We start from the raw sequence: 15,668 nt of genomic DNA, 5'->3' as shown, positions 1-15,668 counted from the left end.
AAGTAATGCATAGAAAGTGATTTATATCGCGTTTTTAATTTTTGATTGCGATACACTTTTTACTAAAAGGTGGCTGTATCATTGTGATTGCTTTCTTTGTTTACAACTGATTTGGTTAACAAAAATATTACAAACGCTTTTTAATGGAGAAGACTAACAGATGACACTTGTGCGCAATAGGACAGAAGAAGTTATTCAAATTGAGAGAGAATCGAAACTCAAGGAGATGGAAATGTCAGTAGTTGAAAAGCGTAGACGTCTGTCTTGGCGAGAGGATGAACTTAGCTCTCGTGAAGTAGTAGGCCGTTGGATAGATGAGCGCCCACTGCTCGGCGATAAGATTACCTTGTATAAACAATTGGGTAAGTATTATCTTGAGACTTGGTATTTAGATGGTTGCCACAGCTTGGATGAGATGACCTCTGAAGAGACCGAGGAAGGCACAAAACTAGAAGACAAGGGCGGTAATATTTTTGGTGAATACTTTATGTTGACTACAGATAACGAACTAAAATTCTGTAATTCAACTAATTGCTATTACACAGCCAAGATTAACGTCGAGGCGGCTTAGTCCCTAACCGCCACTTAATATTGGCGCGGCTAGCTAGTCAAACCAGCATTAGACTGTTGAAAACATAAAAGGGGCTATGCCCCTTTTTTAGTGATTTTAATTAGCAGTAACTTAAATTAGCAGTGGCAAGATTGGCATTGCTATATGAGTAAGTGAGTACTAATGAGTCGTGATTAGAATGGGGGCACACTGTTAAAGTGCATTGCTTTACCAGAATACGGATGAGTAAAGCTTAAGCTTTGTGCATGCAACTGCAAGCGTTTGGCTGCATTTATCACTTGCTCATTACCATAAAAATCATCGCCTAAAATGGGATGACCTAGCGCTAACATATGCACCCTTAGCTGGTGTGTTCTACCCGTAACAGGTTTTAGTTCAACAAGAGTGCTGCTAGATTTTTGTTGTAACACTTTAAAATGGGTTATCGCGCTCTTACCTAACTCATTGACTATTTGCTTTGGTGGATTGAGCTTATCTGCAGCAATAGACAATTCAATCACACCACTTTGCTGCTCGAGTATACCGTCAACTTCAGCGATGTAAGTTTTCTCTGTACGCCTATCTTGAAACTGGGTTTTGAGGCTTGACTCGGCTTTCTTATTACGGGCAAACACCATGATGCCTGACGTTGCGCAATCTAAGCGGTGCACGAGTATGCAGTCTTTAAATCGTTGCTGCAGGCGTGTGAGAGCACAATCGTGAGTATATTCAGCGATACCTGGATTAGATAGCAAGCCTGATGGCTTATTGATAACGATAATATCTCGGTCGAGATAACGGATATCTAACCAAGGAATACTGGGGGGCTGATAGCTAAATATTTGCATGAGTTCTCCTATTGCGGCGCAATTCTAGCAAAATACTTAGCGTTAAGACATGTACTTAATTTAAAGAGGGAGCTGCAACGTGGCTTAAACTAATCTGAGGAGTTAATCTAAGCCACTAAAGGAAGGCTATAAGTGCTTACAGATACTCAGGTGGAGTGTTACGTGTCCATAAACGGCTATAGGCCATTAGTTGAGGATAAAAAGTGCGAAAGGCAATCTCTATCTCGGTATCAAGTTTTTTTACGCATTCTTGAGCGCCGTTAAAAATCTCGGGTTTAGAAACTCGCTTAGCAACAGAGGTAAGGGTTTGATTGAGTCCTTCACGGGTTTGATAGGCAACAAGCCAGTTCTCTTGACGGATTTTTGGGGCAATCGATAGCAATTGCTCGGGGAGATCTTCACACTCATCAATGGCGTTGTAGGCCATAGTCGCAAAGTCTTCAAGAGTTTGGTTATGATACTCGTCCCAGTATTTTGCCAGCATATGGTCAAAACTGAGATCGATGATAATAGGTGCCGCGCGGGTTAACGTTTTGGGGAATAAACTTAAAAGCTCTTTGGTTATTTCATGGCTGTCTGTGAGTTGGTCTATTTGACGGTGAAGCCATATTCCTTGCTGAAGATGTTTAGGGAAGTGCCCAATACTGCCTTTTGCAAAGTCGCCGGCAATATTGGCTGCCATTGAAGTTTGGCTATTGTCTGCAAGGTGCAGGTGTGCAAGAAAGTTCATATTTTATACTTGGTGATTCGCATACTTCACGGTATCATGCAGAGCGATGCGAAGGAAATTCTTTATTGAGATAATTCAATATTTAAGGCTTTCCAAAAGGATGTGCGTCGTAAAATAGCAATATACCCACCAATAAAACGGTTTGAGGATCAAGGATGATGTGGAACTGGTTAACCCGAAAGTTGGGCCGCAGCGCTCAAGTTAGACGAAAAAAAGTCGAAATTGATATTCCCTACGCTCAGCACCGCTATCGTATTGAAGATTTAGATAGCAAAACTACGAGCAATACGACTCAGAAGCAGCCTAAGAAATTTAAATCGTTTAATTAATATTCTGCTTTTATTGCAGTAATACCAGATATAGGGCGTTTTTTAGGATCGGATTGTTGATCTTCTTCGGCTCTAGTCATAGACTAGCGGCCGATTTAGACACAGTAGAGACTTTCAATGCGCGTTGCAGATTTTTCTTTTGAACTCCCAGATGAGTTAATTGCCCGTTACCCAACGGCAGAGCGGACAGCGTCCCGATTGCTATCCCTTGACGGTAATAGCGGTCAGTTGGCAGATCTGCAATTTACCGATATTTTGGAGCAAGTTAATCCAGGCGATTTGATGGTGTTCAATAACACTCGGGTTATCCCTGCACGTATGTTTGGCACTAAGCAATCTGGTGGTAAGCTAGAGATCTTGGTTGAGCGTATGCTTGATGACAAGCGAGTGCTGGCTCATGTGCGTTGTTCTAAATCGCCTAAAGTGGATTCTATTATCTGCCTTGATGGTGGCTATGAGATGGTGATGGTCGCCAGACATGATGCATTGTTTGAACTCGAACTGCAAAGTGATAAGACTATCTTAGAGGTGCTTGAAGAAGTTGGCCATATGCCACTTCCGCCATATATAGATAGACCCGACGAAGATGCCGACAAAGAGCGCTACCAAACGGTTTATAATCAAAACCCCGGCGCAGTAGCTGCACCGACTGCCGGTTTACATTTTGATGATGCCATGCTGGCAAAGTTAAAAGATAAAGGCGTGAACACGGCTTTTGTTACCTTACATGTAGGTGCGGGCACCTTCCAGCCTGTACGCGTTGACAATATCCTTGATCATAAAATGCATTCTGAATGGGCTGAAGTGTCTCAAGATGTTGTCGACTTGATTGCTGAAACAAAGGCCAGAGGCAATCGTGTTATTGCCGTCGGTACGACATCAGTGCGTTCATTAGAAAGTGCTGCCAAAGCTTCACCTGAGCAATTGCAAGCTTTCAGTGGTGACACCGACATCTTTATTTACCCTGGTTATCAGTTCCAAATTATCGATGCTATGGTGACAAACTTCCATCTACCAGAGTCGACCTTGATTATGTTGCTGAGTGCCTTCGCAGGCTTTGATGAGGTAAAAAACGCCTATCAGCACGCGATCGCTCAAAAATACCGCTTCTTTAGCTATGGCGACGCCATGTTTGTGACCAAAAAAGCGAACTAATTATCCAAATTGCTTTAAAATACCCAGTTCATAATATGAAGTGGGTATTTTTTTATCCGCAGATTTAATGCATATTTTGGCATTTTAGGGTTGATACTGAATTGTTTGGCCTTATGTTTGTCATAGTCTTAGACTCAAATACTTGAGTTAACTCAGGTCAGACTGTTTATCTGGCGAGGTGAAAAATGAAATTTGAATTAGATACAACTCAAGGCCGCGCACGTCGTGGTCGTTTGATTTTTGAACGCGGTACAGTTGAAACGCCTGCGTTTATGCCTGTAGGTACCTACGGTACCGTTAAAGGTATGACACCGGAAGAAGTGCGCGAAACTGGCGCAGACATTCTGCTTGGTAACACTTTCCACCTTTGGTTACGTCCAGGTGAAGAGATCATGCGTAAGCACGGTGACTTACATGACTTTATGAACTGGCAACGTCCTATTTTGACTGATTCGGGTGGATTCCAAGTATTTAGCTTGGGTGATATTCGTAAGATCACTGAAGAGGGCGTACATTTCCGCTCACCAATCAATGGTGAAAAGATTTTCTTGGATCCAGAAAAGTCGATGCAAATTCAAGACTCATTAGGCAGCGATGTGGTAATGATTTTTGACGAATGTACTCCGTACCCAGCAACTGAAGACGAAGCTCGTAAATCGATGCAGATGTCACTTCGTTGGGCGCAGCGTTCACGCGATGAGTTTGACAGACTTGAAAACCCGAATTCTTTATTCGGTATCATTCAAGGTGGTGTTTATGAAGACCTACGCGATGAAAGCCTAAATGGCCTAGTTGACATTGGTTTTGATGGATACGCTGTTGGTGGTTTAGCAGTTGGCGAGCCGAAGGAAGACATGCACCGCATTCTTGAGCATGTTTGTCCAAAAATTCCAGCTGATAAGCCTCGTTATTTGATGGGGGTCGGTAAGCCAGAAGATTTAGTTGAAGGCGTACGTCGTGGTGTGGACATGTTCGATTGTGTTATGCCAACACGAAATGCTCGTAACGGTCATCTGTTTACCAGTGAAGGTGTTATCAAGATCCGTAATGCACGTCATCGCGATGATACTTCACCACTCGATGATAAGTGTGATTGTTATACCTGTAAGAACTACTCTCGGGCATACCTTTACCACTTAGATCGTTGTAATGAGATTCTAGGTGCTCGATTAAACACCATTCATAACCTTCGTTATTACCAAAGATTGATGGAAGGTTTGCGTGGCGCTATCGAGACAGGTACATTAGACGCCTTTGTTACGGAGTTCTATACCAGTCAAGGTCGAGAAGTACCTGAAGTTCCTGAATTATCCGATTAATTTTTACTCAGACAATAAGAAGAGAATACTATGTTTATTTCAAACGCATATGCAGCTGATGCACCTGTTGGTGGCGCTGGTGGTACGATGGAATTGATTTTCATGTTGGTCATCTTTGGCCTAATTTTTTACTTCATGATTTTCCGTCCACAATCTAAGCGTGTTAAAGAGCACAAGAACCTAATGAGCTCTTTGAGCAAAGGTGATGAAGTGCTAACAAGCGGCGGTATTCTAGGCAAGATCGCTAAGATCAGTGATGAAAACGACTACGTGTTGTTGGCTATCAATGAGACTAGCGAAATCACGATTAAGAAGGATTATATCGCGGCCGTATTGCCAAAAGGCTCTATTAAGTCACTTTAAGCCAAGAGGGCGATGGCGTGTTAAATAAATACCCGATGTGGAAAAACCTAATGGTGGTGTTAATCATCGCCATAGGTGGATTCTATGCGATACCAAACCTTTTCGGTGAAGACCACGCAGTTCAAGTGGTAGCCACACGAGGAGCAGAGGTCTCAGCGTCGACTATGTCGACAGTAAATGAAGTATTAAAGAGCAAAGGGATCGCTGTAAAGCGTTCTGAGCTTGAAAATGGTCAGTTGTTAGTACGTGTAAATAATGGCGAAGAGCAATTACTTGCTAAAGAAGCGATTAGCGATGCGTTAGGCGACAAGTACACCGTAGCACTTAACTTAGCTCCAGCGACTCCAAAGTGGCTAGAGGCCATGGGCGGCTCGCCGATGAAGTTAGGTTTGGATTTACGCGGTGGTGTTCACTTCTTGATGGAAGTAGACATGGGCGAAGCGATTCGTAAGATGACCGAAGCCAAGGTTGCAGACTTCAGAACTGATTTACGAGCTGAGAAAATTCGCTACGCGGGTATTCGTAATGGCGCCAAAGGCATCGAGATTAAGTTTCGCGATGCCGAGACTTTAGCGAAAGCAGAAAACTTTCTTAAGTCTCGCAGCAATGACATGGTCTTCCAAGACAAGACTGTTGGCGATGACTATGTCCTTGTTGCTAATCCAAGTGAAGCTTATTTAAAGCAGGTTAAAGAAGAAGCGCTACAGCAAAACATCACTACACTACGTAACCGTGTAAACGAGCTAGGTGTAGCTGAACCTGTGGTGCAACGTCAAGGTGCTGAACGTATTATCGTTGAGTTACCAGGTGTTCAAGATACTGCTCGCGCAAAAGAAATTTTGAGTGCGACGGCATCGATTGAATTCCATATGGTTGACCAAAAAGCAGATGTACAGGCTGCTATGAGTGGCCGTGTACCAGCAGGTTCTGAGCTTTATCAGCGCCGCAGCGGTGGCCCTGTTGTCTTGAAGAAAGCGGTTATGTTGACCGGTGACCATATTCAAGGCGCACAACCAAGTTTTGACGAATACAGTCGTCCTCAAGTAGCAATTAACCTTGATGCGAAAGGCGGTTCAATTTTCTCAAACGTGACTAAAGACAACATCGGTAACCCGATGGCAACGCTATTTATCGAGTATAAAGATACCGGTGAAAAGAATGCTGATGGTAGCGTTAAGATGAAGAAGATTGAGGAAGTAATTTCGGTTGCTACCATTCAAGCTCGTCTTGGCCGTAACTTTGTTATCACAGGTCTTGAGCATGCAGAAGCACAGAATCTAGCATTATTGCTACGTGCTGGTGCGCTAATCGCCCCTGTATATATCGTTGAAGAACGTACCATTGGTCCAAGCCTTGGTAAGGAAAATATCGAAAACGGTATGCAGGCGATGATCTGGGGTATGGCTGTTGTCCTTATCTTCATGTTGGTTTACTACCGTGGCTTTGGTCTTATTGCTAATCTAGCGCTAACAGCTAACTTAGTGATGGTTGTAGGCGTTATGTCTATGATCCCAGGCGCTGTATTAACCCTGCCAGGTATTGCCGGCATGGTGTTAACTGTCGGTATGGCGGTTGACGGTAACGTACTTATTTACGAACGTATTCGTGAAGAACTTCGTAACGGCCGTAGCGTACAGCAAGCGATTCATGAAGGATACGGTAACGCATTCTCAACTATCGCCGATGCGAACATTACGACCTTTATGACGGCGCTTATCTTATTTGCCGTAGGTACGGGTGCAGTGAAAGGCTTCGCGGTGACCTTAATGATCGGTATCGCTACTTCTATGTTTACTTGTATCGTCGGTACACGCTCAATCGTGAATGCGATATGGGGTGGTAAACGCGTGAAGAAACTGTCTATTTAAGGGGAAGTTGAAATGTTACAGGTTTTAAATGTTAAAGGTACAGTCAACTTCCTACGTCACGCATTGCCTATCAGTATTTTGTCTGCTGTGTTAGTGCTAGGTTCGATTGTTACCTTAGCCACAAAAGGTATTAACTGGGGCTTAGACTTCACCGGTGGTACTGTTGTTGAGCTTGAGTTCTCTAAGCCCGCTGATTTGAATGCAATTCGTACGAATCTGTCCAGTGAGTCGGTAGGTGGTGCATTGGTACAGAACTTCGGTTCTAGCCGCGATGTACTTATTCGCCTTCCAGTCAAAGATGACTTTAAGAGCGAAGTTCAAGTTAATGACGTTATGGCTGCAGTGACTCAGCTTGACTCATCAGTTATTCAAAAGCGTGTCGAGTTTGTTGGCCCACAAGTGGGTAAAGAGCTTGCAGAGCAGGGAGGACTTGCAGTTTTAGTCGCCTTGATATGTATTCTTATTTACGTATCTTTCCGTTTCGAGTGGCGTTTAGCCCTAGGTTCGGTGGCCGCCTTGGCGCATGACGTGATTGTTACTCTGGGTGTATTCTCGATTTTACAGTTGGAGTTTGATCTAACTGTATTAGCCGGTCTATTAACGGTTGTCGGTTACTCGCTTAACGATACCATCGTTGTGTTTGACCGTATTCGAGAGAACTTCCTTAAGCTACGTAAGAGCTTGCCTGAAGAAGTGGTGAATATTTCAATCACTCAAACCATGAGTCGTACCATTATCACAACGGGTACCACTCTAGTTGTGGTCGTAGCCTTGTTCCTTAAAGGCGGCACTATGATCCACGGCTTTGCGACCGCTTTGCTGATGGGTATTTTTGTGGGTACTTTCTCATCAATCTACGTGGCGAGCTTCTTGGCTATTAAGCTTGGTATCAATCGTGAACATATGATGCCAGTTGAAATAGAAAAAGAAGGTGCAGATCAAGACGCATTAATGCCTTAATCTGTTCTCCGTTGAAAAGCCACCGCAGAGGTGGCTTTTTTATGGCTAAACCAATATTACTTATGTTTGACTTTCTGCAAAATCAAGTACAAATCTCCACCATATTAACCTAGGGTAAGTGTTTTATGTTGTTTGAAAAAACAGCTCTCGACAGGCTTATTGTTTTAGCTGTAGCATGTAAAAATACTTTTGAAATGCGCTAAAATCGAGCTAATTGAAGTATTGCCAACAGAGCAATAGCAGTAGGAAATAACATGGAAGAGCAAACACGTTTGGTTGCAGCAGGGAACCTGCTAGAGGCTCATACTTGGAAAGGCATGCTGGAGGCCAGTGGCATTCAAGTCGAGTTAAAAGGTGAGGCCTTGTTAGGCGGTGTTGGTGAGTTACCAACAGGCATTCAAAATGTCGAGTTGTGGGTTGCTGATAGTCAGTATGAGTCTGCAAAGAAACAGATGGCGTCGTTAAATGCACAGTGTCCTAAGTGGAAGTGTGTTAATTGCCATGAAATTAATGAATCAAGTTTCGAGCTCTGCTGGAATTGCAGCGCCGAACGTAGTGAGAAGTACAGTTAATGAAACACAATCCCGCATTTCTAGCGTTAGTAGAAAGTATTTTACCTAAAATCACTGAAGTGACAGTTGAGCAATACCAATCTATGCAAGGCTGGGTTTTACTCGATGTCAGAGAAGACTCTGAGTGGCACCAAGGCCGCCTACCTGATGCACAGCATTTAGGGCGGGGGATTATCGAAAGAGATATTGAGACCCTGTTCCCTGAAAAAGATACACCGCTGGTTTTATATTGTGGTGGCGGTTATCGCTCAGCATTAGCAGCAAACAACCTTCAGGTTATGGGTTATACGAAAGTAGTATCATTATCAGGTGGTTATAAAGCTTGGCTTGGGCGACAATTGCCGATAGAACACGACTAATACACTTGTTAATTATCGCAAAGGTGTAACCTAGATGCAGTACTTTCCGCTATTTGTTGATACTCAGTCACTCAAGGTGCTTATCGTTGGGGCGGGTGACGTCGCGAGTCGTAAGCTCGACTTACTTAGCCGTACTGAGGCGAGTATTCATGTCATTGCTGTCGATATTTGCCCTGATACGCTCAACTATGTAAAGCAGAAGCGTATTTCTCTCATGCAGCGAGCCGTGAGAGATGCAGATATTTATGGGTACGACCTAATATATCTCTGCACCGCGGATAAAAGGCTTAATGAGCGTTTAGCGGGTATTGCCCAAGAGCAAGGCATTTGGGTGAATGTAGTCGATAACCCTAATTTCTGCCGCTTTATCACCCCTTCGATTGTCGATAGAGGCCGCTTACAAATCGCCATTAGTACTGCTGGCGCCGCGCCTGTTTATGCTCGAGAACTCCGAGCTCGGCTTGAATCTTGGTTACCATTGTCATTAAGCCCGCTGTTTGATTTTATTGCGGAGCGTCGTGAAGATGTGCAGCAGCGATTGCCAGTATTTAAACAAAGGCGAGTATTTTGGGAGCAATTTTTTAGGCGCAATGATTCCCGCTTTGACGTAGATACACAAAGCCACTATGACGCTAGTTTTACCCTGCAAGTTTCGCAGGGGGAGCTTTTGCTGATTGATTCAGATACCGCCCCAGAGATGCTGCCGATTGGCGCTATGCCTTACTTGCAAAAAATTGAGGTGACTTATTCTCGATTGTCGTTACCTTTTGCACTTAATGAGATGCTAAGGCGCGACGCAAGCTATTGCGATAGCTTTGATGAATCTGCGATTGCCGCACTATTAGCAAAGGGGGACTCATGTTTAGTGTATGCCGATACCTATGAGATAGCCCATCTGCGTAAGCATTTCCCCACCGCAAAACACCTACAAGCGGGTAGCTTTTAGCCCAACTCATATTCGCATATTTACTTTTTAGTGGCATGATCATGTGTTGAGCCACTAAATTGAGGTAAACTTGGCGCAAATTTCTTTATGAAACATTCCTAATGGCTAAGAAAGCTACCGTATTTAAAATTGCCATCCAAATCGCTGATATGGATCGTGGCTATTATCAAGATCATCAATTAACGGTTGCTCAGCATCCATCTGAAACCGATGAGCGTATGATGGTGAGACTCCTTGCTTTTGCCATGAATGCCAGTGATTCGCTAACCTTTAGTAAAGGGCTGTGTGTTGATGACGAGCCAGAGCTTTGGGATAAATCGTTGTCTGATGAGATAAATCTTTGGGTTGAGTTTGGCCAAAGCGATGAAAAATGGCTACGTAAAGCCTGTGGCCGTGCCAAGCAAGTACAATTGATCACTTATGGTGGCCGTAGCGTGCCGATTTGGTGGAAACAAAATGAAGCCACACTCGAGCGTTATGACAATTTAACGATTTGGAATATTCCAGAAGACGCAGTTAAAGCCATGGGGCTACTGGTCGGTCGTAATATGTCTTTACAGTTTAATATCTGTGAAGGACAGATCTGGATCTCCGATAATGATAACTCTGTACTTGTGGAGCCAGAGCTACTCAAGGGCGTTCAGGAATAGCGCTTTAGCGAATTGAACATGCAAGCATGATCTAATTGAGTGAACTTGATTACAAATAAAAAAACCAGTCAAATGACTGGTTTTTTTATGAAGTGCAAACTGTCCCGTCCGGAGATAAATTACGCTTCTTCAGCTGTCGACTCGATGTCACCTTTGCCTTTAGTTTTCACCACAATCAAACCTGTGATCACTAGGGTCGATACAATACCTGCAACCGTAGATAGTGTCATCGGTAGACCCGCGCCAAGTGTTGGCGAGCTTAATAGGAAGCTAATCACAACAGTGGTCATAAACATGGCTGGAATCGTACAGATCCAATGGAATTTGTTTAGACGGAGCAAGTAAGCTGATGCTGTCCATAACATCATTACCGCAGTCGCTTGGTTCGCCACGCCGAAGTAGCGCCAAATCACACCAAAATCTACTTGAGTCAACACTGCGCCAGCTGCAAACAATGGAATTGCAAACATCAAACGCTTTGGTAGCTCAGTTTGTGGCATCTTGAAGAACTCAGCTAAGATCAAACGCGCACTACGGAAAGCTGTGTCACCTGAAGTAATAGGTAAAACGATGACACCTAATACTGCTAGGAAACCGCCTACAGCGCCTAGAAGACCGGTAGAAGCTTCATAAACCACGTTTGCAGGGTTACCCGCCATGCCAGCATTTAAACCTTCAACACCACCAAAGAATGATAATGCAATTGCACACCAGATAAGCGCGATAATACCTTCACCAATCATTGCACCGAAGAATACGAAGCGGCCATTTGATTCGTTTTCTACACAACGAGCCATCAATGGTGACTGAGTTGCGTGGAAACCTGAAATTGCACCGCAAGCAATCGTGATGAATAGAGCAGGCCACAATGGCATGTCATTTGGATTAAGGTTTGTTAGGAAGTCGCCGATTTCAACGCCTGGCAGTAAGCTGTGCTCGCTCGATACAATTAAAGCGATGGTTAAGCCTACAGACATAAATACTAATAGCGCGCCAAAGAATGGGTATAGACGACCAATGATTTTGTCTACAGGTACGATAGTCGCAATTAAGTAATAGCAGAAGATAATACCGACGAAAATGCTGACATCCCAACCGGTTAGCTTACCTAGTAGGCCTGCAGGAGCTGAGATAAATACCACACCAACAAGAAGCAGTAGGATAATGGCAAATACGTTCATAAAGTGCTTAGCGCCTTTACCTAGGTATTTTCCTGCCAAACTTGGTACTGATTCACCATTGTTGCGTACCGACAGCATACCTGAGAAGTAGTCGTGAACGGCACCAGCAAAAATACAACCTAATACAATCCATAACATTGCTGCTGGACCATAAAGAGCACCAAGGATTGGACCAAAGATAGGACCTACACCAGCGATGTTGAGTAGCTGAATTAAGTACACTTTACCTTTTGACATCGGCACATAATCAACGCCGTCTGTTTTAGTAAAAGCAGGGGTCTGGCGCTTGGCATTGATGCCGAAAACTTTTTCGACAAATGCACCATAAATAAAGTAGCCACCGATCAACAGACCGACGCAAAGCAAAAACCACGACATAATAAATAACTCTCCAAACATAGAATGGCTGAGAGTGTAAACATATTTATAGTATCGGAAAGTTGCAAATTGATAAGCGGTCAAATAGCTAAGGTCAGCGGTTATATGCTGTCCTTAGCGGTTGAACTTTTTAGGCTTATTAGAACGTAATCTTATTCAAGCGTTAGTCTATTGAAACCCAAACAGCTGTTTTAGTTGCTTTAAGTAACGTCTAGAGACAGGAACCTTCGCACCAGATCGAGTCGTCACCTCGGCCCCAGCTTCTTGAACTTCGATTTCTGCAATGGCCTTTGGTGCGATTAAATATTGTCTGTGACAATAGATAAGTGAGGTTTTCTCCTCAAGCACTCTTAAGGTCATATGGGTGTGAACCAGCTCATCAGCTGTCGCCACGTGTACGCCACTCATGTCGCTATAGATGAACTGCACCGCATCAGTGGCGACCACTTTGAGTTTATTGCCACAAAAGCAGGGTATATGCTCAAGCTTCTTGCTGGCGATAGGGCCGAGTGCTTTTGGTGTCAGGTCTTTGCGTAATCGATTTAAGGTACTAGTAAAGCGGTTGTCATCAATAGGTTTTAATAGGTAATCAAAGGCCTGCTTTTCAAAAGCTGTGATAGCGAATTCGTCGAATGCGGTGACAAACACGATTCTCGGTAAATGCTCGGGATCTAGCATCGCTGCCAGCTCAAGCCCTGAAATCTTCGGCATCTGAATATCTAAGAAGATAAGCTGAGGTCTTAACTTGGTTATAGCTTGTATCGCCTCCACCGCATTGCTGCATTGAGCCAGTATTTCGAAGTCGGGTTCGCTCTCAAGTAAGATTGCTATCTCATCTCTGGCATAAGGTTCGTCGTCAATTATGATGCAGCTAATCAAGGTTTAAGTTCTCATTATAGGTAGGTGGATACTGATTGTTGTGTAAAGGCTAGGTTCACAATCTATGGCAATGCCGAACTGTTCACCAAACATGTTTTGAATACGTTTATCGACAATATTCATACCTAAGCCTTCGCTGTTTGTTGCCGGCTTATATAGGCCAGCATTGTCAGTAACAGAAAGTAGTAGGGTTTCATCGGCTAGTTGCTCACCTTTCACTGTGATCACGCCAGAGCTTAGCATGTTTGAGGTGCCATGTTTGACCGCATTCTCAATGATAGGCTGTAGAGTGAAGGCTGGAACCTTACAGTGCAACAGTAACTCTGGAATATCGATGTCGACGGTTAGCTTATCAATAAATCGAGCTTTTTCGATTGTCAGATATGAATCAATGTGTTCTAACTCATCAGTAAGCGTGACTAAACCTGTGGTGCGCTTTAAATTGATCCTTAAAAACTGCGATAAGTTTTGAATAAGTTGGCGCGCGGTATTGGGATCTCGGCGAATAATCGCTGCAATGGTGTTTAAGGCATTAAATAGAAAATGTGGGTTAACCTGAGCTTGCAGCAGTTTTAATTCAGCCTGAGTGAGTAAGTTCTGCTGTGCGGCAAAGCGGCCATAGAGGATCTGATTCGACAACAAACGACCAAGTCCCTCGCCTAAGGTGCGGTTAATATTCAAAAATAACTTTTTCTTAGGCTCATACAGTTTAATGGTTCCTATGACCTCGGCGTCGGAGCGCAGGGGGATCACTAGACTGGAGCCGAGCTGGCAATTATCTGAAATAGAGCAGGCGTAGGGCATATTGACCCCATCGGCAAACATCACTCTGTCTTGATCTATAGCATCTTGGGTTATTTTTGATGAGATAGGCGTACCGGCGATATGGTGGTCGTCGCCAATACCGATAAAAGCGAGTAGCTTTTCTGTGTCGGTAATTGCCACAGCACCAACTTGTGTTTCCTCTTTGACTATTTGTGCGACTTGTTTACTGGTTTCTTCGTTAAAACCTGTCGATAGAATTCCCACACTGCGCTCTGCTATCCGCAATGATTGCGTTGAAAACACCGATGACATCTTGTCATACATGGCTTTTTGATCGCGGATGATGCTCATAAATAGCGCCGCACCGATAGAATTAATGATTAACATAGGTAGAGCAATTTGCTCAACAAGCCCCCATGCATCACCGAACGGTTGAGCGACGATTAGAATAATTAGCATCTGCATGACTTCGGCGGCAAAGGTAACCATGCAGACGAGTAAAGGTGAGTATATAAGCTCTTGTTGGCCGATTCGGCGTAGATAATAGCTCACCATACCCGCAGATAACCCTTCGAGGGTTGTCGATATTGCGCAGGCAAGATCGGTAAAGCCCCCCATGCTATAGCGGTGTAACCCACCGGTTAACCCAACTAAAAATCCTGTAACAGGTCCTCCTAGTAATCCACCAAGTACAGCGCCCATAGCTCGTGTATTGGCAATAGCATCATTGGTTTGTTCTCCAAAGTAGGTCGCCATAATACAAAAGCTAGAGAAAATGAAATAGATATAGACTTTGTGGGGCAGTCGTGTTGCTGCTTCAGTAAAGACCTTAAAGAGCGGGGTTTTACTAACAAGGTAGACAATGACCATATAGAGGCTCATCTGCTGTGTTAGTAATAATATTAGGGACATGGAAGACTCACTTTAGAAGAGTGGCTTAGCATAAGCTTAATCAAATGCTTAATATAGTGCCCATCTAGGCGAGTTTCCTACAAAAAGTTATGGATATTGACGCGACTGCTAAGCAGATCAAAGTTTTGAGGTTATAGATAGCGTATAAAGTTGCTTAAAATATACAGCTTATTATATAGAGGCATTATGTCAGATTCGATTCATGGTCATCAGGTAATGGAGCTTATGCTTGCACATGGGCAATCTTTAACTAAAGAAGCTCTTAAATCGCTTATGCATAAAGAATTTGGTGAGCAGGCACGTTATCACACTTGCTCTGCACAAGAGATGGATGCCGATGAGTTGATTGCTTTTCTAGAGAAGAAAGGCAAGTTTATCCACTCTGAGCAGGGGATTGAAACGGCTGCTGATAGAATTTGTAATCACTAATTATCCTGATTGGTATTATCGAATAAAGTAAAATAAAGCCTGCATCTGCAGGCTTTATTTTTATCAACAGAGTTATATGAGTTGAAGCGCAACATGGAAGCTAGACTCATTAAGGCGAGCGCAGCGGCAAACTTGTCCTTTAACGGTATTTTCATTGTCTTGATTAATGTTAAAGGTAATTGTCATTAAGGTTCCTAATGGCATTAACTGTGTGCACTGTAAGAGTGCCCCTCTTCGAGATAGATCGACACAGATGGCTTTAGCTGGTTTGGTGATGGTATCGACATCACTCTGCAGGGTAATGATTACCGTTTCGCCTTCCATATCCACTCGTGCAGAGTTGCGTCTTTCTTCCCGATAGCTTTCCATACTATTAGTCCCTTATTCGGTTTAGCGCTATGATTTTGCTCAACAGTTTAGTTGATTGGATCAATAGCTTAAAGATCTTAACAGGACAATAAAAGTTAAAATTACT

18 protein-coding genes are annotated in these 15,668 nt (G+C 43.5%); 12 read left to right on the top strand and 6 right to left on the bottom strand.

Annotated elements, in window-relative coordinates; translation table 11 throughout:
• The first annotated feature begins 160 nt into the window (after positions 1 to 160).
• On the top strand, positions 161 to 571 hold the full coding sequence (locus K5Q73_RS12365) for a hypothetical protein (protein WP_220762978.1): 411 nt from the start codon (positions 161 to 163) through the stop codon (positions 569 to 571).
• A gap of 173 nt (positions 572 to 744) precedes the next feature.
• Here the strand turns inward: K5Q73_RS12365 and K5Q73_RS12360 are convergent, their stop codons facing one another.
• The gene (locus K5Q73_RS12360) at positions 745 to 1,398 is read right to left on the bottom strand and encodes an RluA family pseudouridine synthase (RefSeq protein WP_220762976.1); all 654 of its coding nucleotides are present in this window, start codon (positions 1,396 to 1,398) and stop codon (positions 745 to 747) included.
• 136 nt (positions 1,399 to 1,534) lie between these two features.
• Entirely contained in the window at positions 1,535 to 2,128 is a 594-nt protein-coding gene (locus K5Q73_RS12355) for an ACP phosphodiesterase (protein ID WP_220762974.1), read from the bottom strand.
• A 155-nt stretch (positions 2,129 to 2,283) separates the two neighbouring features.
• Here K5Q73_RS12355 and K5Q73_RS12350 point away from each other — a divergent pair, with 155 nt between their 5' ends.
• The 10 genes from K5Q73_RS12350 (at position 2,284) to K5Q73_RS12305 (ending at position 10,649) form a co-directional block, all read left to right on the top strand.
• Positions 2,284 to 2,457 carry a hypothetical protein gene (locus K5Q73_RS12350; RefSeq protein ID WP_220762972.1) on the top strand — a complete coding sequence of 58 codons (174 nt, stop codon included), beginning with the start codon at positions 2,284 to 2,286 and terminating at the stop codon, positions 2,455 to 2,457.
• A 117-nt stretch (positions 2,458 to 2,574) separates the two neighbouring features.
• Positions 2,575 to 3,612, top strand: a complete 1,038-nt coding sequence (gene queA, locus K5Q73_RS12345; protein ID WP_220762969.1) for a tRNA preQ1(34) S-adenosylmethionine ribosyltransferase-isomerase QueA — start codon at positions 2,575 to 2,577, stop codon at positions 3,610 to 3,612.
• Between the two features lie 185 nt (positions 3,613 to 3,797).
• Positions 3,798 to 4,931, top strand: coding sequence for a tRNA guanosine(34) transglycosylase Tgt (tgt, locus tag K5Q73_RS12340; protein ID WP_012154721.1), 1,134 nt, complete (start codon positions 3,798 to 3,800; stop codon positions 4,929 to 4,931).
• 30 nt (positions 4,932 to 4,961) lie between these two features.
• Positions 4,962 to 5,294: a preprotein translocase subunit YajC gene (gene yajC / locus K5Q73_RS12335; RefSeq protein ID WP_020911830.1), complete on the top strand. Its 333-nt coding sequence runs from the start codon at positions 4,962 to 4,964 to the stop codon at positions 5,292 to 5,294.
• A 17-nt stretch (positions 5,295 to 5,311) separates the two neighbouring features.
• Positions 5,312 to 7,162 carry a protein translocase subunit SecD gene (gene secD, locus K5Q73_RS12330; RefSeq protein ID WP_220762967.1) on the top strand — a complete coding sequence of 617 codons (1,851 nt, stop codon included), beginning with the start codon at positions 5,312 to 5,314 and terminating at the stop codon, positions 7,160 to 7,162.
• Positions 7,163 to 7,174: 12 nt separating this feature from the next.
• Entirely contained in the window at positions 7,175 to 8,122 is a 948-nt protein-coding gene (secF, locus tag K5Q73_RS12325; protein WP_220762965.1) for a protein translocase subunit SecF, read from the top strand.
• A gap of 254 nt (positions 8,123 to 8,376) precedes the next feature.
• Complete coding sequence (locus K5Q73_RS12320; protein WP_220762963.1) at positions 8,377 to 8,694, top strand: DUF2007 domain-containing protein; 318 nt, start codon at positions 8,377 to 8,379, stop codon at positions 8,692 to 8,694.
• Positions 8,694 to 9,053: a rhodanese-like domain-containing protein gene (locus K5Q73_RS12315; RefSeq protein WP_220762961.1), complete on the top strand. Its 360-nt coding sequence runs from the start codon at positions 8,694 to 8,696 to the stop codon at positions 9,051 to 9,053. Before K5Q73_RS12320 ends, K5Q73_RS12315 begins: the two co-directional genes overlap by 1 nt.
• A 34-nt stretch (positions 9,054 to 9,087) precedes the next feature.
• Positions 9,088 to 9,999: a bifunctional precorrin-2 dehydrogenase/sirohydrochlorin ferrochelatase gene (locus K5Q73_RS12310; RefSeq protein ID WP_220762959.1), complete on the top strand. Its 912-nt coding sequence runs from the start codon at positions 9,088 to 9,090 to the stop codon at positions 9,997 to 9,999.
• Positions 10,000 to 10,100: 101 nt separating this feature from the next.
• On the top strand, positions 10,101 to 10,649 hold the full coding sequence (locus K5Q73_RS12305) for a YaeQ family protein (RefSeq protein WP_220762957.1): 549 nt from the start codon (positions 10,101 to 10,103) through the stop codon (positions 10,647 to 10,649).
• Positions 10,650 to 10,768: 119 nt separating this feature from the next.
• On the opposite strand, the gene K5Q73_RS12300 is transcribed toward K5Q73_RS12305, so the two are convergent.
• The 3 genes from K5Q73_RS12300 to K5Q73_RS12290 all read right to left on the bottom strand — a co-directional run bounded on the left by K5Q73_RS12300 (position 10,769) and on the right by K5Q73_RS12290 (position 14,764).
• Positions 10,769 to 12,208 (bottom strand): carbon starvation protein A, encoded by a 1,440-nt coding sequence (locus K5Q73_RS12300; protein ID WP_220762955.1) that lies wholly within the window; start codon positions 12,206 to 12,208, stop codon positions 10,769 to 10,771.
• 168 nt (positions 12,209 to 12,376) lie between these two features.
• Entirely contained in the window at positions 12,377 to 13,087 is a 711-nt protein-coding gene (gene btsR / locus K5Q73_RS12295) for a two-component system response regulator BtsR (protein WP_220762953.1), read from the bottom strand.
• A gap of 3 nt (positions 13,088 to 13,090) precedes the next feature.
• Positions 13,091 to 14,764, bottom strand: coding sequence for a sensor histidine kinase (locus K5Q73_RS12290; RefSeq protein ID WP_220762945.1), 1,674 nt, complete (start codon positions 14,762 to 14,764; stop codon positions 13,091 to 13,093).
• Between the two features lie 186 nt (positions 14,765 to 14,950).
• Here K5Q73_RS12290 and K5Q73_RS12285 point away from each other — a divergent pair, with 186 nt between their 5' ends.
• A complete protein-coding gene (locus K5Q73_RS12285; RefSeq protein WP_220762943.1) occupies positions 14,951 to 15,193 on the top strand; it encodes a YecH family metal-binding protein in 243 nt (80 codons plus the stop codon).
• A 72-nt stretch (positions 15,194 to 15,265) separates the two neighbouring features.
• Here the strand turns inward: K5Q73_RS12285 and K5Q73_RS12280 are convergent, their stop codons facing one another.
• On the bottom strand, positions 15,266 to 15,562 hold the full coding sequence (locus tag K5Q73_RS12280) for a PilZ domain-containing protein (RefSeq protein ID WP_220762941.1): 297 nt from the start codon (positions 15,560 to 15,562) through the stop codon (positions 15,266 to 15,268).
• Between the last annotated feature and the right edge of the window lie 106 nt (positions 15,563 to 15,668).

Origin of the sequence: Shewanella sp. MBTL60-112-B2 (genome assembly GCF_019655055.1) — a bacterium.
GTDB lineage: Bacteria > Pseudomonadota > Gammaproteobacteria > Enterobacterales > Shewanellaceae > Shewanella.
Note: the sequence above shows the minus strand (reverse complement) of the source record. Positions and strands in the feature narration are given on the sequence as shown.